This is a genomic window from Myroides sp. LoEW2-1 (genome assembly GCF_009767705.1).
In the GTDB taxonomy this organism is placed as follows: Bacteria; Bacteroidota; Bacteroidia; order Flavobacteriales; family Flavobacteriaceae; genus Flavobacterium; species Flavobacterium album_A.
The window spans coordinates 39,619-59,209 of record NZ_WSPP01000081.1; the positions used below are offsets into that span (position 1 = coordinate 39,619).

Below are 19,591 nucleotides of genomic sequence, written 5' to 3' on the forward strand. Positions count from 1 at the left end.
TTATGACGACAGATAAAGCTTTACATATTTTGGTCGGAATCGACTTGTCAGAAATGGATCAGCACTTGATTGACTATATGGGTGTTTTAGATCATATTTTGAATATTGAGAAAATTACGTTTATACACAATTTAAAATTAGGTGAGTTGCCAAAAGAACTTGTGCAACCAGAAAGAATTGAGTTACTTAAAACTCGTATTGCAGAGAAAGTGAAACGCATGATAGGAAGTACAAGTGCGACTTATCAATATGAAGTACAAGTTCACTGTGAAAGTTATTCGGAAGTAGCTTTTATGAATATCACCAAGAAGCATCCCTTTGATTTGTTGGTGTTGGGTAATAAGCAAGAGTTAGAAGGGAATGGTGGATTAGCAGATAAGTTGGTGCGCATTATTCCTGCAGCAACGCTTCTTGTGCCAGAGACATATCAAACGCCTGTAACTACAATTATTGATGCTATTGACTTTTCGCGTTATACATCATTGATTATGGGGTGGGCAGATCGCTTCAAAAATAATTCTAAAGGACAAAAGATTGTGCATTCAGCAGTACACGTTTCTAAGTTTTATTGGGGATTCTATCCTACGATGACTGAAAAAGAATGGGAGAAGGCAACGAGAGAAGATATAAAGGAGAAACAAGATAAATGGAATAAGAAGTATGCAAACTATTCTGATATTGAGATTGTGCCTGCAGAGGACAAAAATATATCAGCCTCACTTATTCAGTACGCAAGAAGAAAGAAAGCAGATTTGATGATCTTAGGAGTAAAGGGATCTACTGGTATTAAGGAGATCTTCTTGGGAAGTGTTGCAAACCATTTGTTGCACAGACCTACTAATACCTGTTTGCTATTTGTAAAAGCTCCAAAGGCTTAATTTTTTGATTGAGGTAAGGTATGGCATTTTATGCGAGGTACTTGCTGCCTCAAAGAGAACAAGTATTACTTATTGTTCTATTCTCTATTTTAGACATTAAAAAAACCGATCAGATGATCGGTTTTTTATTATCCTTTATATTTAAGAGGAAGATAAACTACTTTTTTTGTATCAAAGAATTCGTTGTCAAAAATATTCTTTAAGTCAAATTGCACTGCTTTAGGGAAGTTTTGGAGTTCCTCTGTTAAGTCCCCTCCTTTTAGGTATAGGATACCATTATCAAATTCGTGTATGTTTTCTTTTTTGGTTTTGTGTCTTATCCAACTTACAAAATCAGGCATATTTGTAACAGCTCTACTGACAATGAAGTCAAACTTTTCGTCAATATTTTCAGCTCTTTTCTGTTCAGCTCTTACATTTTGAAGACCAAGTGCTTTTACCACTTCATTGACAACGCGTATTTTCTTAGCAATGATGTCGATTAAGTAAAAATTAGTTTCCGGATATAAGATAGCTAAAGGTATTCCAGGAAATCCTCCACCAGTACCTACATCTAAAATAGAAGCCCCTGGTTTAAACTCCATTACTTTGGCAATTCCTAAAGAATGTAAGATATGTTTGGTATACAATTCGTGTATATCTTTTCTTGAGATGACATTGATTTTAGCATTCCAGTCCGTATAGACTTCTTCTAACTTTTCAAACTGTTCGATTTGCTCGGGAGTAAGATTAGGGAAATATTTTAAAATTTCTTCCATGACTATATTTTTGGCAAAAATAGGCTTTTTATTGGTAAAATTAGCTGAGTTAAACTATTTATGAGTTATTATAATTACCTTTGGTATATTGAATATCGAAAAACAATAGTAGAGATATGAATAGTAAATTTTTATCTGATAGAATTAATAATCTAACAACATCTCAGACTTTGGCTATGGCAGCTAAAGCTCGTGAGTTAAAAGCACAAGGGATAGACGTGATTAGTTTAAGCCTTGGTGAACCTGACTTTAATGCTCCTGAATTTATTAAAGAAGCAGCAATACAAGCAATTAAAGACAACTACAGTAAATATCCCCCAGTAGATGGATATCTTGAGTTAAGAGAAGCTATCAGCAAAAAGTTTAAAAGAGATAATAACTTAACGTATGCTCCGAATCAAATTGTTGTGTCAACTGGAGCTAAGCAATCATTATATAATGTAGCTCATGTGATGATCAACCCAGGAGAGGAAGTTGTTATTCCTGCACCGTATTGGGTAAGTTATGCAGAGATAGTGAAAATGGCTGGAGGTATTCCAGTGGAAGTTCCAACATCAATCGAGAGCGATTTTAAGATCACACCTGATCAATTAGAACAAGCTATTACACCTAAGACAAAGATGATCTGGTTTTGTTCTCCTTGTAATCCAAGTGGTTCTGTGTATAGTAAAGAGGAGTTTGAAGCACTTGCTAAAGTTTTAGATAAGTATCCGAATATTTTTATCTTATCTGATGAGATTTACGAGCACATTAACTTTACTGGATCACACTGTAGTATTGGTACTATTGGTAACTTAATTGAGCGTACAATTACAGTGAATGGTATTGCAAAGGCATTTGCAATGACTGGATACCGCATAGGATATATTGGAGCACCTGAATTTATTGCTAAAGCATGTACTAAAATGCAAGGTCAAGTTACTTCTGGAGCTAATAGTATTGCTCAACGTGCTACTATAACTGCTGTGGAGGCTGATCCAAGTGTTCTGAAGGATATGGTAAGTGCTTTTAAGAAAAGAAGAGATTTAGTAGTTGGACTATTAAACGAAATACCAGGAGTTAAAATTAACGTACCTGAGGGAGCTTTTTATGTGTTCCCAGATGTTTCTTCGTTTTTTGGGAAAACATTGCATGGCGTTAAGATAAATAATGCCGACGACCTTTCTATGTACTTATTAGAAAAGGCAAACGTTGCCACTGTAACAGGTGAAGCTTTTGGTAATCCAAACTGTATACGTATGTCTTATGCAACAAGTGAAGATCAATTGAAAGAAGCTTTTAGACGAATTAAAGAAGCTCTAAAATAACAAAGAGATATAATCTTTATGTTAAAGCCTCACTAAAGTGGGGCTTTTCTTATATGTATATAGTATTTATTTTTTATTTTTAGAGAAGTAAAATTTATAAGTTGTGGATTTATTATTAAAGAGCATTGCCAATCATGTTAAACTAACAAAGGAGGAAGAGCAAATAGTTTTAGAATCTTTTACCATAACAAGATATCCCGCCAAAACAAAACTGCTAAATGCTGGAGAAGTTTGCATTAATTCATCATTTGTGATTTCGGGTATTTTGCGAAATTACTGTATGGATGATCAAACAGTTGAGCATACGATGAGTTTTGCAACAACAGGTTGGTGGATGGCAGATATGTATAGCTTCTTATCTCAAGAGCCTGGCCAGTCCTATATTGAAGTCGTAGAAGATGCTATCGTAATGACCTTGACAAGAGATCACCAATTATCGCTTTTTGATCGTGTTCCCAAAATGGAACGTTATTTTCGCATATTGATAGAGCGTTCTTTAGTAGCTAATCAACAGCGCTTAATGGATAATATGTCTTTATCTGCTGAAGTTCGATACGAGCGTTTCTGTGAGCGTTTTCCTACTATTAAATTCTGTCTTCCTCAAAAGCAAATTGCTTCTTATTTGGGAATCACACCTGAGTTCTTTAGTAAAATGAAAAAGAGAATGTTACAGGGTAAGTAAATTAGTCAATTTTTTGATGTATATAAGTAAAAAGACCATGCAAGTTATTGCATGGTCTTTTTCGTATGTTGTAATCTTTTATACCAAAGAATGTCTTGTCATTTCTTTTGGTTGAGGTACGCCCATTAATTTTAAAATAGTAGGGGCTAAGTCACCAAGAACACCGTCTTTTACTTCTTTAATGTCTTTATCAACTATGATAATAGGAACAGGATTAGTTGTGTGTGCTGTATTAGGAGTTCCATCTGGGTTAATCATAACCTCACAATTTCCGTGGTCTGCTAATATAATCACAGTGTAATCATTGTCAACTGCTGTTGTAACAACCTCTTCAACACATTTATCAACAGCCTCACAAGCTTTAATAGCAGCAGACATTACGCCAGTATGTCCAACCATATCTCCATTGGCAAAGTTCAAACAAACAAAGTCAACCTCTCCTTTTTTAAGTTCTGGTACAAGTGCATCTTTTAAATCAAAAGCACTCATTTCTGGTTTGAGGTCATATGTTGCAACTTTAGGAGAAGGACATAGGATACGTTGCTCTCCCTCAAAAGGCAACTCTCTACCACCAGAGAAGAAGAATGTTACGTGTGGGTATTTCTCTGTTTCAGCGATACGAATCTGCTTTTTACCGTGTTTTTCAAGGATTTCTCCTAATGTATTGTGAAGGTTTTCTTTGTCGTAAACCACTTTTACATTTTTAAAGGTATCATCATAATTAGTTAAAGTAACAAAGTACAATGGCAGTTTTTTCATGTCGTGCTCAGGATGATCTACTTGAGATAATACTTGAGATAACTCACGACCTCTATCTGTACGGAAGTTAAAGAAGATAACTACGTCGTCTGCTTCCACATTGCCAATCGGTTTATCGTTTTGATCTACCATTACAATTGGTTTTATAAACTCATCTGTAATGTCATTTGCATAACTTGCTTTTATGCTTTCAATAGCATTTGTTGAATGTTCTCCCTGACCGTTTACGATAAGGTGATAAGCTAAGGCAACTCTTTCCCATCGTTTATCTCTATCCATTGCATAATAACGGCCTATGATTGAAGCAAGTTTACCAGAGGTTCCCTCAAGGTTCTTCTCTAAGTTTGTTACGTGTTTTACACCTGATTTTGGATCTACGTCACGTCCATCTGTAAAAGCGTGTACAAATACATCTTTTACTCCAGCATCTGAAGCGGCATTTACTAGACCGTAAAGATGTTGTTCATGCGAGTGTACTCCACCATCAGAAAGCAGTCCTAAAAAGTGAACTTTCTTATTATTTTTCTTAGCATATTCAAATGCTTTAACTAATTCTGGTTCTTTGGCAATTTCATTGTTTTCTACTGCCATGTTGATTTTTACAAGGTCTTGGTAAACAATTCGCCCAGCTCCTAAGTTCATGTGTCCTACTTCAGAGTTCCCCATTTGCCCTTTTGGTAGTCCCACATTTAGTCCATCAGTAAGAACGAATGTATTAGGATATTTTGTGTATAATGAATCTATAAAAGGTGTTTTAGCAAATTCTATAGCAGATACTTTTGGATCTTGTGTTTGTCCCCATCCATCCAAAATCATTAAGATTACTTTTTTATTCATAGCCTTAAAATTTAATTATAACTTCATTGTGTTATACAAAGTTACGTATAGTTATCAAATTAGTAGATTGTTTCCTCCTTAATTCTGTTAGACTTTTATTTTTTTCGAATCTGTAACTGATATTGCTTAATTCTATTTTTATTAACCAAAAATGGCCCGATATTTTCTAAGTTGTTGAAATATAGTTGGAAGTGTTGCGTTTTAGTAGTAGTTATTTAGTAACACATTTATAAAATTGTAGGAAAGTTTAAAAGATATTTTATAAATTTACGTTTCTATAAAAATTTTAACCCTAAAAAAGAATAATGAATTAATGAGAACAAAGTTTATTGCTTTATTTGTATTGACGTTTTCTATTGTTGGAGCTGGTCGTACAAATTATGAGAGAAATTGGACAAATGTAGAGACAATTAACTTAGTGAATGAAGTTGATGTTGCGAATACAAGAGAATTAGAAGAGATCAAAAGTGAGGATAGTTTTGAAAGTTTGGCAACTTCAACGTATAACTCCCTTACTTTAAATTCATATGAAGCTCCTTCTTTAAAGGTTTTTAGTACGGCTTTGCGCGGCTATTATAAGATGGTTGAGAATGGTGAAATATTAAACACTAAGTTGACAATCGTCGATTTTAGTTTATCTTCCTCACAACAGCGCTTATGGGTTATTGATATGGATTCGAATGAGGTTGTTCTACAGTCGTACGTTGCACATGGCAAAAAGACGGGTGATGAATATGCTACTGCTTTTTCTAACCGAATAAATTCACATATGAGTAGTTTAGGGTTCTACAAAACAGGTGAAACATATACAGGTCGCAATGGGTTTTCATTGCGATTGGATGGAGTAGAAAGAGGGATTAATGACAATGCAAGAGCAAGAGCAATTGTTGTTCACGGAGCAGACTATGCTTCTGAAGACCTTGTAAGAGCGCAAGGAAAATTGGGTAGAAGTTATGGTTGCCCTGCAGTTCCAGTAGAAGTGAATGATACTTTGATAGAGTTAATTAAAGGTAAATCATGTCTTTTTATTTACCATCCTAATAAAGACTATCAAGTAAAGTCAAGAATAGTTTAGTTTTTTAGTGTAAAACGTTTATATATAAAAAGCAGTTCATCGTGAACTGCTTTTTTATTGGGCTATTGTAATTTTTTATATAAATCAGAGTCAAAGTTGTATACATCTCTGTACTCTTTAATATTTCCTTTCTTATCCACTTGTATTGTCCAATACAATTGATGTACATGAACTGGTATTTCCGATACTTTAAAGTTAGTCGTTTTGTGCGATTTTATGATTTCGTCTACTTTTTCTTTTGATATATCATTCTCTTGTACTTGAAATATAAATTCGGCCAAATCAAATGGGTCTTGTACTCGAACGCAACCTGAACTCATATTTCTATTTTCTCGGTTAAAATAAGCGTGATTTGGCGTATCGTGTAAATATACGGCATGATTGTTATTGAACATAAACTTGATGCGGCCCAATGTATTTCCTGGACCTCCTTTTTGCACATATCGATATGAACCGTATTTGTCCGCATTCCACTCTTTTGGATCTACTGCTTTTCCTGTTGATTTATCGTAGATTGTAAAGTTTCTTTTGCCAAAATAAGTTGAGTCTGTGGCTGCTTTGGGTGCCATATCATTTTTTAAAATAGTTGGTGGCACTGTCCAAGTTGGGTTCATTGAGATATTAGTCAATGTGGAGGTAAGAATTGGTGTTTTACGCGCTGTAGTTCCCACAATTACTTTATGTTCTTTTATTGTGTCCTTATTAGAAACAGTAACCAAATTAAACCCAGCTATATTTACCAAGATATAATGATCACCAAAAGTTCTTGGAAACCAACGCCATCTTTCAAGGTTTACGATTAGCTTTTCTTTTATTCTATTTTCTTCATTGTCAATGGCCTTAATAAGATTTACATCAAGCTTGTTCGAAACTGGCAATTTCTTAGCTGTTTGAAGCTGCTTTACAGTAGTTTCTAAACCTTGATCGTATACGTTGTCTATTTTCAAAGAGTCTGCATATAAAGACAGAAATGACAAGTGTTTCTTGATTGTTTCTATTCCCTGTACTGTATCATTGACATTCACGTTTTGGGTGATAGGGTGCAAAGTATCTTTTTGTAAATGATACAAATCTTCCAACTTTTGTTTCAGATAAGTATATTCTTTATGTACAGGGCGCAGACTATCAAAGGTTGTAACAATAGCTCTATTGTCAAGAGCGAGTAGCATAGTGGCCTCAGCATTTAACTCTTTTCGATCTAAATCCCAATCTTTAGATAGGCGCTTTGGGTTCAGTACGCCATTGAAGAAATTATTTGCATTCAAAACAAAGCTCTTACTGAAAAGAATATCCGCTCTTGTTTTTGCTTGATCATCTAAGTCAGCGTAATTCGCATGATAGTATTTCAAGCTATCAATTTGCAAGTTCTTATTCTGAATGATACCTTCTTTGTAATTATCATTTATAATCTGAATTAACTGAGCTCTGTTGTCTTTGTCAAACCAAGCTGATTTATTGTCATTTAGTGCATAAAACGACTGCACATTTTCGCTCTGTTTAGATAGGATAATACTGTCCATAACAATAGCAGCCTTATAGTCTAAAGGTTGAACTTTAATGCTGTCGTTGTAGACAATTTGCATTTGCTGAGCCACTGGTTTCTTGCACGCAGTATAGAAAATCAGCAAGGGTATTAGATAGTATAAGTTTTTCATTTTAAGAAAATAATACTAAAATTAGTAATAATTTTTAATTTTAAATGATTTATTTTATTATAGTCTGAAATTGTGCAGTTTAGCAATTTTCGCCATGAGGGTTATCCGTTTGTTTACATTATTAGAATTTTAGGGATACAAAGTGGACTATGCTAAAATTAAAAACCGGACTATTCGCTTTAGCTGTTCTCCCTGTAAGTTTGCACTGTGATTCATTGTGAAGATCAACAGGATAAACTAACGATTGAAATAAATACAAAATGAAAAGATTTCTAATTACTTCGGTGATTGTATTTAGTTATTTGGCTGCAAATGCACAAGTACAAGAAAGAGAAGATAGAATAGACGATTCTACAAAGATTGAGGAAATAGTTATTTATAATCAGCGCCTTCAGCTGCCAAGTACCTTAAAGAATAGGAATATTACCATTATAGGTCAAGAGGAAATTAAACAACTTCCTGTTTCTTCTGTCAATGAGCTATTAAGTTATAGTGCTGGGGTTGATATTCGTCAACGTGGTCCATTTGGTACTCAAGCGGATTTGAGCATAGACGGAGGTAGTTTCGAACAAAATGTATTGTTGTTAAATGGACAAAAAATTTCTGATCCACAAACAGGACACAATAGCTTAAATATACCTATACCTTTAGAGGCGATTGAACGCATCGAGATTGTGCGTGGACCATCTGCTCGCTTGTATGGTATCAATAGCTTGACAGGAGTAGTTAATATCGTAACTAAGAACCCAAAGAAAGATGGTTTATTTGCTCATGTATATGGCGGTACAAACTTTAAGAAGGACAAAGAGGATGATCACGGTGAGGTTTTTAATGGGAGAGGAGTTCAAGTAGGCGGTACTTTGCTGAAAGAGAAGAGCAACCATATGTTGTTTGGTAGTCATGATTCGGGAAATGGCTATCGCTACAATACTGCTTATCACAATAACAAAGCCTTTTATCAAGGTAACTTTGTACCTAACGAGAATAACAGTATAATGGTGTTAGGAGGATATGCGAGAAGCTCTTTTGGAGCTAATGGTTTTTATGCTGCCCCAGGTGATAAAGAGTCAAAAGAAATTGTATCAACGACAATGTTTAATATTAGTTCAAGACATTATTTGAGTGATCGTTTTACACTTATGCCAAGTGTGGCTTATCGCTATAATTTTGATGATTATCAGTATTTTAGACATAATTTAGATGTAGCGAGAAGTAGACATTACTCGCATGCAATAACATCTAATCTACGAGGGGAATATCTTGCTGATTTCGCTAAGATTTCATTTGGAGGAGAGATGAGATATGAAGAGATAAACTCTACGAATATTGGCGATCACAGTAAGACAAATTATGGAATGTATGCGGAATTACAACGAGAGTTTTTTGATCGTTTAGACATCAATGTAGGAGCTTATGTCAATTACAATACGAAGTATGGTTGGGAATTCTTTCCAGGTGTAGATGCAAGTTATACTATCAACGAGAATTGGAAAGCTTTGTTTAATGCAGGTACAGCAAGTAGAATACCGAGCTTTACGGATTTGTATTTAGATCAAAGACCGGGTAATATTGGAAATCCTGATTTAGAACCAGAAAAAGCTTATCAGATTGAGTTAGGAGGTAAGTTTCAAAAGAATAGGTTGAGTGTTGAAGCATTTGCTTTCTACCGAGATATCAACGACTTTATTGACTGGGTGAGAGTAGATGTTTCAAATCCTTATCAGCCATATAATGCAATGAAGAATAAGACAAAAGGATTTAATACTAGAGCAAACTATCTTATCGGTAAAGGAGTTTCTAAATGGAATATAGGGATGTCCTACACCTATTTAGATCCAAAAGTTGAGAACAAGGATAGTGAAAAGTTATCTAAGTACGCTATTGAGAGTTTGCGCAACCAATTTGTAGCTTCAGTTAATTACAGTTATAAAAACTTTAGTGCGACATTGGTAAATCGCTACAGTGAACGCATTAGTTATAAGAGCTATTGGATTAATGATATTCGACTAAATTACAATGTAAAGAATTACAGCTTTTACTTAGATGCACAAAATATATTTGATACCACTTATATTGAAGCAGGAGCTGTCCCTATGCCAGGTAGATGGTTTTCAGTAGGAGTCAAGTTTAATGGGCTTTAATAGACCAGGGCTATAAAAAAACGGGAATAGTAAGTTCCCGTTTTTTTATACCCATCAATCCGCTATTTTTACTCCTTTTTTATTGATAATAAACGATTGAAATCTCACTTCTACCTGTGCTTGTCCATCTTCAAAATTACTTGCGTAATCGTATTGAAATGGAATGGCGATTTTGCCTTTTTTGTTGATGTATCCAAACAAATTGTCTTTGGATGCCAAGACCAGACCATCAGAAAAACTTCCGACGTATTCAAAAGATGGCTCTATAACCACTTCACCTAATGTGTTGAAAAAGCCCCATAAGCCATTTTCATAGAAAGCAATCATCCCTTCACTGCTTGTTTGTAATTCTTCATATTGAAAGGGAATAATTATTTCTCCTTTATTATTTATAGCACCTTGAAGGTCATCAAAGGTGACAATAGATAGATTATCTACAAATGATTCAATTTGTGAGAACATCGGCTCCATAAATAGTTCTCCAGTCTTTTTCTTTATGCCAAAAAGAGCTAAGTCGGAATCTTGAAACCAACGTAAGTTATTTTTGAATTTAAAATCAGGATCATTCTTTAAATCAATAAAAACAGTATCTACTTTTACTGTTATTTCCGATTTAATATCTAATTGTGCATGAATTGTTTCAGCCCAACTAACATTGCAATATAGCCCTATAAAAAGTCCTATGGCTATTATTTTTTTCATTCTATAAAAATTGAATTACAGTGAGTTTTATTGCTGTAAAGTTATGTGATTTCCCAGTATTTTTTTTACTTTTTATTAAATACAGTTGGTCCAGCTTGTGCTTTTGGAAATATAGTCATATCTGCTATTTGAACGTGCTCTGGCGCATTAACTGCGTAGGCGATTGCATGGGCAATGTCTTCTGCCAAAAGGGGAGTATATCCTTCGTAAACTTTTGAGGCTCTATCTTTATCTCCTTTAAATCGAATGAGAGAAAACTCTGTTTCAACAGCTCCAGGGGCAACATTCGTAACTTTAATGCCGGTATTGACTAAGTCTAAACGCAGACCTTTCGAAATAGATTCTACAGCTGATTTAGAAGCACAATACACAGTCCCATTTTGATAGGTTTCTTTACCAGCAATAGAGGATAGGTTGATGATGTGTCCACTTTGTCCCAATAGCATTAAAGGGAGAATTGCTTTCGTTACGTAAATAAGACCTTTGACATTAATGTCAATCATCGCTTCCAGGTCATCGAGTTCAGCATCTTGGAAAGTCGATAGGCCATGTGCATTCCCTGCATTATTGATTAAAACATCGATCTTTTGCCATTCTTTTGGCAAAGATTGGATTGCCTCATTTACTTGTCGCTTATCGCTAACGTCGAAAGTCAGTGTTTGAACTTCTGTTTGAGAAGAAAGTTCTCTTTTCAATTCCTCTAATTTATCTGATCTTCTTCCGCACAATATTAGTCTGTAATTGTTAGCTAATGCAATAGCTGTTGCTTTTCCTATGCCAGAAGTAGCACCAGTAATGAAGGCTGTTTTCATAATAGTCTTTTTTAGTGGTTATAATATGGTTTGCTTTAAACCTTGTAGAATACATAACCAAAGGTAGTTAAAGAAAGACTTTTCTTCAACTTTTTGAACCTTTTTGATATTTACCGTTTTTAGCTCTCCTTTAGAGTTATCGCGAATGATTAGGTTACCTAATGCAGAGAGTACTTTTTTCTTTGCTTTGCCATCTTTACGGTAAATAGTTACTCTTAAGTTTTGGTATTTCATACCGAATGTACCTGTAGCGACTTTGGCATCTCCTGAGAAATTAAACTGCACAAGTTCAAGTTTTCCATCTGTGGAGGCTTTGACATAAGGTTGTAGGAAGGGCTGCATCGCAGTAGCAGGGAAATTTTTTACAGTTCCCTTAATATTAAATTTATCAGCTCTATTCAGAATATTAAATGACCAATCTACATGTAGAGGTGCTGCATTCATAAAGTTGGCATCTACGGATATAGTTGTTAGTGGTAGTTTTTTCTTGTTGTATCCACTGGCTAAGTTCTTAATATTTGCAGTGAAATTACCAAGTGTAATTTTACCCGGTGCTACTGCTTTAGCATCGCTTTCTTCATATACCAAATGCGATTTTCTTATGCGTACTTCATCTATTCTTAACCCAAAGTTGATGTCGCGTAGCTTTTTGCTAAACATCGACTTATTACTCATGTTATGAGGAGGTATTTTATCTCTATAGATGTTTGCATTTAGTTGGTCTAACTGCAAGAGTTTTGTATTAAAAAAAACAACTCCTTTCTCGTCAAATCCCCATTCGTAGTCTGTCAAAGAAATTTCTTTCGCTTTTAACCTGAAAATATCATCGGCGTACTTGAATGTTTTGACCATTTGCTTGCGAGACATTTTAGGGTTCATCACAAAGTTATTAAAGGACATCGTATGATTGGAAATGGCTATATTATCCATTTCTATTTGGTAATACTTACCAGAGTCAAAATTTACTTTACGTGTTTTGAACTGCGTTTCTCCATAGGCAAATGGCAATTTGTTAACAGCTGTTAGCGGAGTGATATAGATGTCTTTAATAACCGCACTAACACTATCTACAGATAGTTTATTTTGTTTGTTGTTGTTTTCTTTTATTACAAAGTTTGTATTGCTAACGGTCAGAGAATCTATTTTGACTATATCTAAGATCTTTTTTCCCTTTGCTTTTGGAGTGATTAATTTACGTTGTGGTATATGTGTTACTTCAGCATTATCGACTGCTATTGAACCGATATGCAATGTATCGTTTACTTTGTTGACAATGCTCTTAATTTTTATATTCGTGTGTTCAGATTTCCAAGCATCCAAAGAGTTAAATGCAAAGTCCTCTATTGCAATTTTGTTTATACTTAGATCAAAAGGGACGAGCTTGGGTAGGGCTGTTTCTAATTCTGTTTGCTCTTTTTTGTCCGTTTTTTGCTTTTTATTAAGTAGCCCAAACTTTGCTGATTTAGTGTTGATTTCGTCTATAGTGACATAGAACTCATCCATGTTCTTATATCCCCAATCGACTTTGGATAAGTGTAGCGTTGGTATTTTTAACAAGAGGATGTTTTCGTTAATCGCGTCAATATGTTCGTGACTCTTTTGCAAGGGCTTAATGCGGATACTATCTGCTTGAATGTCCGTTGTAGTGATATTTACTTTACCGATAGTTAAACTGTGTCTGTCATTTAGTCGATTGTATACAGAGTCACTACTCATGCTATAAGAGGTATAGGTAAAGGGGATAGGTTTGTCTTTCGTTTCTTGTCCAAAATGTACACCTTCTACTTTACTCGAAAAATTGTAGATTTGATTGATGATATGTCCACCTTTAAGACTTTTGATAACTACATCAGCATGGTTTACTTTGATTTTAGAAATATCTATACCTGCAGTTAGTTTAGTAGATTGATTCTCTTGTATACTGTCACTTTCGCTTTTCCATACGGTGATATAAGGCCGATCAAGTTCGATGCGATTAGCTATTAAATTGTGCTGTTTCAGCAGCGTCCAGATTTCTACTCCCTGTATGAAAATAGAGGATATATTTCCTTCAATACGCGTTGCTTGCTTGTCTTTTAAAATTTGATGAGGTGTTAGCTCAATGTCTTTAATCGTAAGTTTTCGAAGTGCAAGTGAGTATTCTACTTTGCCGTACTTTAGGTTATAGGGAGTATTGTTCTTTTCGGTGATTATCTTTGGAAGTTCAGTGTGAATAAAATGGTTCACATAGTTCTGTCCTACTGCGTATAAAACGAATAAAATGGCGACAATTAGGAGATACTTATATGATTTTTTTATTACTCTCATGAACTTATTGGTATTTACTGATAACTAAAGTAATAGAAATAATAGAGATATTCTATTATTTTAGTACTAATTGGTATTTTATCAATAAACCTGCCAAACCATCTTTAGAGAAAATTGCTTTTTTGATTTTGGTAAACTGTGGGTCAATATCGTAATTGTAACTTGTGTAGAAATCTGCGCGTTCAGCGTTTGCTTTGTGGAAGACAGCGCGATATAAATTGCAATTGTCAAACATAGCCATAGTCAAATCAGCATCTGAAAAATCAACACTAATCATACTACAGTTGGTAAACATCTGATTCTTTAGTTTAAGACCATAGAATTGCGTGAACTCTAAATTGCAATCTGTAAAGGTAAAGTCAAAGATCGTTTGATCCATCATGGAAAAGTTTACCCTTGTAAAATTGGTATTGAAAAAATGACAAGTTCTGAAGCCAATATGACCTATTTGCGCATCTTTAAAATTGCAATGTCTAAAGTTGCAATCCATAAATATAGTAGCAAGGAAAGAACATTGCGTAAAATCGCAATTGATAAATTGACAGTTTTCAAACTCTTTGAAGGAAATATCGTGAGGATTAAAGACTACATTCTCATAAGTCTTGTCGTAAATAAATTCTGATGTCATGGTTTATGGATTAGTAAGTATGTGTTTCGTCAAGAAACATTTGGGTTGATAAAAAAAGCTGATATCGTTGTTATCAGCTTTAATAAATTATTCTATGATATGAGGGATAAACCTACTTTTGTCTGTTGTAATTAGTCGATTACTCTCTCTAAAGGTGATGCCACATGGTTCTTGTCCGATGATCCAGCTTCCGATGATAGAGTATCCTGTATTTTCTCGATGTAGTTTTGCTAATGCTTGGCAGATGTATCCTTCCTCACCATATTCACCTGGTGTAGCCTCTGTAATCTTTCCATTTTGATAGAGGGTAACATTTGCACCTTCTCTTGACAATAGCGGTTTTTTTACATAATCTAACATACCATTTGGCTCGTCAAAGTAAGCCTCCAATAAAAGGGGGTGATTCGGATATAGCTTCCATAGAATAGGCATTATAGCCTTATTCGACAACAGCATTTTCCACGAAGGCTCAATCCAGTTTGCTTCAGCCATATCATTTGGAATATGTAAGGCAAATTGCTCATAGATTAACCACTCCCAAGGATAAAGTTTGAAAATATCAGTAATTACTTCATCCTCTAAGTCTGTAAAAGTTTCTCCATCCCATCCGATGTCTTCTACGAATATCAGCTTGGTATTAATACCTGCTTGTATGGCACAATCTCTTAGATACTCTACATTTGTAAGATCTTCTAAGTGTTCTTTTATACAACTAAAGTGGAGGGTGTTTCCTTTTAAGTATGGTTTAAGGTCTTTCCACGTTTGTATTAATTGGTCGTGTACAGAATTAAATTGATCTACTCTATTTCCAAAGTAGTGTTGCATCCACTGCCATTGGATAACACCTGTTTCGAAAAGGGAAGTAGGTGTATCTGCATTAAACTCCAATACTTTTAATCGATTTGTCTCCTTGTCGTAGGCAAAGTCAAAACGGCCATATAAGCTCGGAACATCATTTTCCCAACTTTTCTCAATGTGCTCTTGCATGAAAAGTGGAATTTGAAAATGATCGTATAACTTATGGCTGATTACATATTCTACTGCTTCAAGGCACATGGTCCACAAGTCTGCGGTAGCCTCAAATATTTGATTGGCAAAATCTTCAGATATACTGTAATAATATTCTTCAATCCAATAAGGAATGTTGTTATCGTCTGTGTGAAAGCCAAAGCCATTATCCTCTAATCTCTTTTGCCAATCACGGTCAGTCGTTAAATATTTAATTTTCATTTAAGTTCATTAAGATGTTGCACCACTGGATTTAACTTTAGATGTATTTCCAAAGCCTCCTCTTGTCGTTTGTGTCTTTTTTACAGCATTTGCTTTTGCAGTATTTGTTCCAACATTGGATTGTTGGTGTAAGCCTGGACTTGTATAACCAAGGCCACCGCCTCCCATCATTGGACGAAATGCCATATACCAAAGTAAGGCGCTCCCCATTCCACCTCCATGGCTACGTTGATTTTCATATTGTTCAGTTACCTCAGTATAAGGAGCTGAACTATCAGCACGCATATAAACACGTTGAACATCTCCTTTTTGTTCTTCTACTTTAGAACAAGAAGCTAAAGCTGCTGTGATTAAAACTAAGCTGACTGCTTTACTACTTTTTCTTTTCATCATTTATTCAACTGTTACGTATATTGGTGCTTTCTCTAATGTAGTTGGAGCTTCTCCATTCCAACCAGGTACTTCTTTTACTGTTTTGATTGTATCTGTTTTCTCAATGATTAACTGACCATTAGCCCATACCTTCTGCGAAGTAATGTGATAGATACTATCGCCTACAACAGTTGATTTTAGCGATACTTCACGAGATGATTTTTTGTCTAATGTCGCTAAGTTGTTAGCATTTTGTTGTTGACTATTTGTACAAGAAACAAATGTGATTACAATTGTTAATAGAGCAGCTAATTTATATGTCTTTTTCATCGAGATTTGATTTAGGGTTAAAGATAGTAAAGTTTGATAAAAACAGAAAGGTGTTGTGAAATTGATTTCTTTAAGTTTGGCATGATTTGTACTCTGCTATGTGTTTATTTGGGATTGTGAGTACCCTGCTTGTGTATGTTGTTCGATTGGAGTATTTGTAGATTTGATCCTTGTTTGTGTTGAGCGATTCTCAATGACTGAGTACGTTTCACAAGAGGTGTGATTACAAGAAATTAGTTGTTCAGCTTTAATCGCGAAGGATGTTTAGGGCATAATTGCTTTTTCTTCTTTTTAGAACTAACGATAACTCTGTTGTAGAATGGGGTTTGTAAGATCTGAATTAACCTGCTGGTTTTTGGGAGGTATATGCTAAAATATGATTAAAGTTATTCCATAAGTTAAGATTATAGGTTAATTTGTGTGCTGAATTGCGTTACAGTCGAAGTATAACTGTAGGGGGATTCACTTTAGCTCGTATTGTATTTGATCGTAGCTGTGACAAAGTTTAAGTCGCAGTGAATTTGAATATGATACAGTAGTGACCACTTTTTAATTTAATACCACTTCAAATGACTAATATCACTGTGTTACAGATGGGGGATTTGACTCATGATCAAGTTAGGAACGACTTTTATGCCAATACAATTCCCAATCACTTAAAGACAAATCACGCCCATGTAGAGAAGCCCCACAAACACAATTTTTACGTGTGTATGATTTTTACTAAAGGTTCAGGTAAGCACGAAATTGACTTTAATACTTATGATGTGGTACCAGGAAGTGTGTTCATGGTAGCGCCTGGGCAGACACATAGCTGGGTGTTGTCAGAGGATATCGATGGGTATATATTCTTTCACACCCAAGAGTTTTTTGACTTGTATTACGTTCGGGAGTCGATACGCGAGTATCCTGTGTTCCGCTCTGTATTTTCTCCTAATGGGTTTTATATTTCTGGGCAGGAGAGGGAGGAGATAGAGCATCTGTTTAAGAAGATGGTTCAAGAAGTAGAAGGTGATCTGTGGAAGAAAAACCAGGTCTTATTGAATATTGTTTCTCTTTTTTACATCGAGACCAATAGAATGTTATTGACTGATCAATCTTTTAAGGTGCAGTATAGTTCGTCTTATTACAATCACTTTCAGGCTTTCGAGGGGTTGTTAGAGAAGTTTTTTATGATAGAAAAGTCAGCAGCGGTGTATGCAAATAAGCTAAATATGACTCAAAAGCACCTTAATCGCATTTGCAAGACTCTGGTTAATCAAACTACAACCGATATTATCTTAGATCGCGTTATTTTGGAAGCCAAGCGTATGCTGATGTATACAGGAAAGAGCTTTAATGAAATTGCACTTGATTTAGGTTATGAGGATTATTCTTATTTCTCAAAAGTATTTAAAAAGAGAGCGGATTGTACTCCAAAAGAATTTCAGAAACGATATGAATAAAAAAAACTCCTTAATGCAAATTAAGGAGTTTTTTATTTGATGCACGGGTGGAGGGATTCGAACCCCCATCAACGGTTTTGGAGACCGCTATTCTACCCTTGAACTACACCCGTTTCTGTGTTTCGTGGTGCAAATATAAATAAATGTTTTCGAATAAACCTACACTATTCTTCATCTTTTTTATAAAACATATTTAGCCACATAATCCTTGCCACTCGGTAGTTGAAAGTCCATAAAACAAAGACTACAACGACGATTGCTATAAATGCTTGAAGCATAGATATGTTAGTGCCAAATAACTCATTTAAAAGTAAACGAAGAACCATTACTGTAACCATTTCTGCAACAGTTAATGCATAACTTACATACATCGCTCCAAAGTAAAAACCTGTTTCTCTGTGGAAGTTATATCCACAAGAACCGCATTCTTTAGTCATTTTAGGCATGCGAAATGTAATTGGATTTCCCTTGTCGTGAAATAATTTCTCTTTACCGCAGTTTGGACATTTACCGCTTAAAACTTTATTAATATAAGACATAGTTATTTTTTTTTGGCAAAGTTCGGTAAAAAAACAATAATGTACATGATTAATATACTTGCTTTTTTGTATTAAACGGACATTTTTAGCTAAATAGTACTTTAACAGTATTGAATATAACCAAAAAAAGGAGGCTAATTAGCCTCCTTTTTTCCTTGCGATTGATATCTTAAACTGGTATCTTAATTGATAAGATTACCGTATTCATCATATTCTTCTTCTGTAGTTGTACTTTGCTCCGGTTTAATCAAGTTTCCGTATTCGTCATATTCTTCTTCTTCTTGATATTCCTCTTTGATGTCTAAATAATCCAATGCACTACGACCTTCTTGTTTTCCGTAGTAATCATCGTATTCTTTATACAAGTTAGCAATCTCCTCTAATGTTAAGATTTCTTCTTGATCCTCATCAATACCTTTTTCTTTGTTTTCGTAGTATTCTATTAAGTTACGCTTTTTAGTTTCATACGCTTTTTTAGCTATATTTCTTTGAGCGTAATATAATTTGCGATCGTGTTTGTACACTCTGTAGATTTCTTTTGTTTCAAGTTTGTAGTCTTGATCTAATTTTTTTAGAACAGTTTTCAAGTCTTTTTCTTCCTCAACAACAGTTAAATCTTTTTTCAAAATAGCCCATTGGTCAATTTGCTCTTGATTCAGGTTTCTGTTTATAAAAGTTAGATATGAAGCTTTTAATTCTCTTTCATGCATATTTCTTTCAATATCAGACATCGATTTTTTGGAGTTCAATTTTTGTAGATCTCTTTTAATATATTCGTTTTTGATTTTGAAAGCAGTAGCCTGTTGAGGTGTCAGCTTTAATGTTTCTTGATTTTCAAGAATTAATTTGATATCTACATATTCCACTTTTTTAGCAGACTCCTCTTCTTGCTTTTTCGATTTGCTTTGAGCAAAAGAAGTTGTTGTTATTGTAGAAACTATTAGAAATAATACTAAGATTTTTTTCATTCCAATTTTTTTAAAAAATTTCTTTTACCTTTTTATTTTAATACTACAAATTTATAATAAATAATGGTAAGTCAATTTGCTTTTGATTCTTTTTCTAAGGGGGCAAATGCAAATGGCTGTCCTCCCTAGTAAGGTGTTTTACTCCTGTATCAACAATAACGATTAA

At 34.6% G+C, this 19,591-nt stretch carries 18 protein-coding genes and 1 tRNA gene; 6 read left to right on the forward strand and 13 right to left on the reverse strand.

The genetic code is table 11. The features are described 5' to 3' along the window. Window positions 1–2 precede the first annotated feature (2 nt). On the forward strand, window positions 3–878 hold the full coding sequence (locus tag GOQ24_RS05815; RefSeq protein ID WP_160339282.1) for a universal stress protein: 876 nt from the start codon (window positions 3–5) through the stop codon (window positions 876–878). 128 nt (window positions 879–1,006) lie between these two features. Here the strand turns inward: GOQ24_RS05815 and rsmG are convergent, their stop codons facing one another. Next, window positions 1,007–1,636 (reverse strand): 16S rRNA (guanine(527)-N(7))-methyltransferase RsmG, encoded by a 630-nt coding sequence (rsmG, locus tag GOQ24_RS05820; protein WP_160339283.1) that lies wholly within the window; start codon window positions 1,634–1,636, stop codon window positions 1,007–1,009. 116 nt (window positions 1,637–1,752) lie between these two features. Here rsmG and GOQ24_RS05825 point away from each other — a divergent pair, with 116 nt between their 5' ends. Both GOQ24_RS05825 and GOQ24_RS05830 read left to right on the forward strand, forming a co-directional pair. Further along, window positions 1,753–2,943: a pyridoxal phosphate-dependent aminotransferase gene (locus GOQ24_RS05825; protein ID WP_155090983.1), complete on the forward strand. Its 1,191-nt coding sequence runs from the start codon at window positions 1,753–1,755 to the stop codon at window positions 2,941–2,943. Between the two features lie 103 nt (window positions 2,944–3,046). Then, window positions 3,047–3,625 carry a Crp/Fnr family transcriptional regulator gene (locus tag GOQ24_RS05830; protein WP_160339284.1) on the forward strand — a complete coding sequence of 193 codons (579 nt, stop codon included), beginning with the start codon at window positions 3,047–3,049 and terminating at the stop codon, window positions 3,623–3,625. A gap of 78 nt (window positions 3,626–3,703) precedes the next feature. Here GOQ24_RS05830 and gpmI read toward each other — a convergent pair whose 3' ends face one another. Then, entirely contained in the window at window positions 3,704–5,221 is a 1,518-nt protein-coding gene (gene gpmI, locus GOQ24_RS05835) for a 2,3-bisphosphoglycerate-independent phosphoglycerate mutase (protein ID WP_155090982.1), read from the reverse strand. 313 nt (window positions 5,222–5,534) lie between these two features. Between gpmI and GOQ24_RS05840 the strand changes: the two genes are divergently transcribed. Next, entirely contained in the window at window positions 5,535–6,296 is a 762-nt protein-coding gene (locus tag GOQ24_RS05840) for a murein L,D-transpeptidase catalytic domain family protein (protein WP_155090981.1), read from the forward strand. A 62-nt stretch (window positions 6,297–6,358) separates the two neighbouring features. On the opposite strand, the gene GOQ24_RS05845 is transcribed toward GOQ24_RS05840, so the two are convergent. Continuing rightward, entirely contained in the window at window positions 6,359–7,951 is a 1,593-nt protein-coding gene (locus GOQ24_RS05845) for a murein L,D-transpeptidase (RefSeq protein ID WP_155090980.1), read from the reverse strand. Window positions 7,952–8,211: 260 nt separating this feature from the next. Between GOQ24_RS05845 and GOQ24_RS05850 the strand changes: the two genes are divergently transcribed. Further along, window positions 8,212–10,092 carry a TonB-dependent receptor plug domain-containing protein gene (locus GOQ24_RS05850; protein ID WP_155090979.1) on the forward strand — a complete coding sequence of 627 codons (1,881 nt, stop codon included), beginning with the start codon at window positions 8,212–8,214 and terminating at the stop codon, window positions 10,090–10,092. A 54-nt stretch (window positions 10,093–10,146) separates the two neighbouring features. Here GOQ24_RS05850 and GOQ24_RS05855 read toward each other — a convergent pair whose 3' ends face one another. From GOQ24_RS05855 to GOQ24_RS05885, 7 genes are all read right to left on the reverse strand, one after another. Further along, window positions 10,147–10,794, reverse strand: coding sequence for a WG repeat-containing protein (locus tag GOQ24_RS05855; RefSeq protein WP_155090978.1), 648 nt, complete (start codon window positions 10,792–10,794; stop codon window positions 10,147–10,149). Window positions 10,795–10,859: 65 nt separating this feature from the next. After that, window positions 10,860–11,606 carry an SDR family NAD(P)-dependent oxidoreductase gene (locus GOQ24_RS05860; protein WP_155090977.1) on the reverse strand — a complete coding sequence of 249 codons (747 nt, stop codon included), beginning with the start codon at window positions 11,604–11,606 and terminating at the stop codon, window positions 10,860–10,862. Between the two features lie 18 nt (window positions 11,607–11,624). Then, window positions 11,625–13,913, reverse strand: coding sequence for a DUF748 domain-containing protein (locus GOQ24_RS05865; RefSeq protein ID WP_155090976.1), 2,289 nt, complete (start codon window positions 13,911–13,913; stop codon window positions 11,625–11,627). Window positions 13,914–13,968: 55 nt separating this feature from the next. Beyond that, window positions 13,969–14,541 (reverse strand): pentapeptide repeat-containing protein, encoded by a 573-nt coding sequence (locus GOQ24_RS05870; protein WP_155090975.1) that lies wholly within the window; start codon window positions 14,539–14,541, stop codon window positions 13,969–13,971. Between the two features lie 87 nt (window positions 14,542–14,628). Next, a complete protein-coding gene (locus GOQ24_RS05875) occupies window positions 14,629–15,771 on the reverse strand; it encodes a glutathionylspermidine synthase family protein (RefSeq protein ID WP_155090974.1) in 1,143 nt (380 codons plus the stop codon). A gap of 9 nt (window positions 15,772–15,780) precedes the next feature. Then, window positions 15,781–16,161 carry a hypothetical protein gene (locus tag GOQ24_RS05880; protein ID WP_155091027.1) on the reverse strand — a complete coding sequence of 127 codons (381 nt, stop codon included), beginning with the start codon at window positions 16,159–16,161 and terminating at the stop codon, window positions 15,781–15,783. A gap of 3 nt (window positions 16,162–16,164) precedes the next feature. Beyond that, window positions 16,165–16,473, reverse strand: a complete 309-nt coding sequence (locus GOQ24_RS05885) for a hypothetical protein (protein ID WP_155090973.1) — start codon at window positions 16,471–16,473, stop codon at window positions 16,165–16,167. A 569-nt stretch (window positions 16,474–17,042) separates the two neighbouring features. On the opposite strand from GOQ24_RS05885, the gene GOQ24_RS05890 reads away from it, so the two are divergent. Then, window positions 17,043–17,918, forward strand: coding sequence for an AraC family transcriptional regulator (locus tag GOQ24_RS05890; protein ID WP_155090972.1), 876 nt, complete (start codon window positions 17,043–17,045; stop codon window positions 17,916–17,918). Between the two features lie 42 nt (window positions 17,919–17,960). On the opposite strand, the gene GOQ24_RS05895 is transcribed toward GOQ24_RS05890, so the two are convergent. From GOQ24_RS05895 to GOQ24_RS05905, 3 genes are all read right to left on the reverse strand, one after another. Then, a tRNA-Trp gene (locus tag GOQ24_RS05895) sits at window positions 17,961–18,031 on the reverse strand. Between the two features lie 51 nt (window positions 18,032–18,082). After that, window positions 18,083–18,457 carry a DUF983 domain-containing protein gene (locus GOQ24_RS05900; protein ID WP_155090971.1) on the reverse strand — a complete coding sequence of 125 codons (375 nt, stop codon included), beginning with the start codon at window positions 18,455–18,457 and terminating at the stop codon, window positions 18,083–18,085. A gap of 182 nt (window positions 18,458–18,639) precedes the next feature. Then, window positions 18,640–19,425 (reverse strand): hypothetical protein, encoded by a 786-nt coding sequence (locus tag GOQ24_RS05905; protein ID WP_155090970.1) that lies wholly within the window; start codon window positions 19,423–19,425, stop codon window positions 18,640–18,642. Window positions 19,426–19,591 lie beyond the last annotated feature (166 nt).

Bases quoted from the DNA above. Each gene is read 5' to 3' on its own strand.
- GOQ24_RS05815 (WP_160339282.1), top strand. From the start codon at position 3: ATGACGACAGATAAAGCTTTACATATTTTGGTCGGAATCGACTTGTCA.
- rsmG (WP_160339283.1), bottom strand. From the start codon at position 1,636: ATGGAAGAAATTTTAAAATATTTCCCTAATCTTACTCCCGAGCAAATC.
- GOQ24_RS05825 (WP_155090983.1), top strand. From the start codon at position 1,753: ATGAATAGTAAATTTTTATCTGATAGAATTAATAATCTAACAACATCT.
- gpmI (WP_155090982.1), bottom strand. From the start codon at position 5,221: ATGAATAAAAAAGTAATCTTAATGATTTTGGATGGATGGGGACAAACA.
- GOQ24_RS05840 (WP_155090981.1), top strand. From the start codon at position 5,535: ATGAGAACAAAGTTTATTGCTTTATTTGTATTGACGTTTTCTATTGTT.
- GOQ24_RS05845 (WP_155090980.1), bottom strand. From the start codon at position 7,951: ATGAAAAACTTATACTATCTAATACCCTTGCTGATTTTCTATACTGCG.
- GOQ24_RS05850 (WP_155090979.1), top strand. From the start codon at position 8,212: ATGAAAAGATTTCTAATTACTTCGGTGATTGTATTTAGTTATTTGGCT.
- GOQ24_RS05855 (WP_155090978.1), bottom strand. From the start codon at position 10,794: ATGAAAAAAATAATAGCCATAGGACTTTTTATAGGGCTATATTGCAAT.
- GOQ24_RS05860 (WP_155090977.1), bottom strand. From the start codon at position 11,606: ATGAAAACAGCCTTCATTACTGGTGCTACTTCTGGCATAGGAAAAGCA.
- GOQ24_RS05865 (WP_155090976.1), bottom strand. From the start codon at position 13,913: ATGAGAGTAATAAAAAAATCATATAAGTATCTCCTAATTGTCGCCATT.
- GOQ24_RS05870 (WP_155090975.1), bottom strand. From the start codon at position 14,541: ATGACATCAGAATTTATTTACGACAAGACTTATGAGAATGTAGTCTTT.
- GOQ24_RS05875 (WP_155090974.1), bottom strand. From the start codon at position 15,771: ATGAAAATTAAATATTTAACGACTGACCGTGATTGGCAAAAGAGATTA.
- GOQ24_RS05880 (WP_155091027.1), bottom strand. From the start codon at position 16,161: ATGAAAAGAAAAAGTAGTAAAGCAGTCAGCTTAGTTTTAATCACAGCA.
- GOQ24_RS05885 (WP_155090973.1), bottom strand. From the start codon at position 16,473: ATGAAAAAGACATATAAATTAGCTGCTCTATTAACAATTGTAATCACA.
- GOQ24_RS05890 (WP_155090972.1), top strand. From the start codon at position 17,043: ATGACTAATATCACTGTGTTACAGATGGGGGATTTGACTCATGATCAA.
- GOQ24_RS05900 (WP_155090971.1), bottom strand. From the start codon at position 18,457: ATGTCTTATATTAATAAAGTTTTAAGCGGTAAATGTCCAAACTGCGGT.
- GOQ24_RS05905 (WP_155090970.1), bottom strand. From the start codon at position 19,425: ATGAAAAAAATCTTAGTATTATTTCTAATAGTTTCTACAATAACAACA.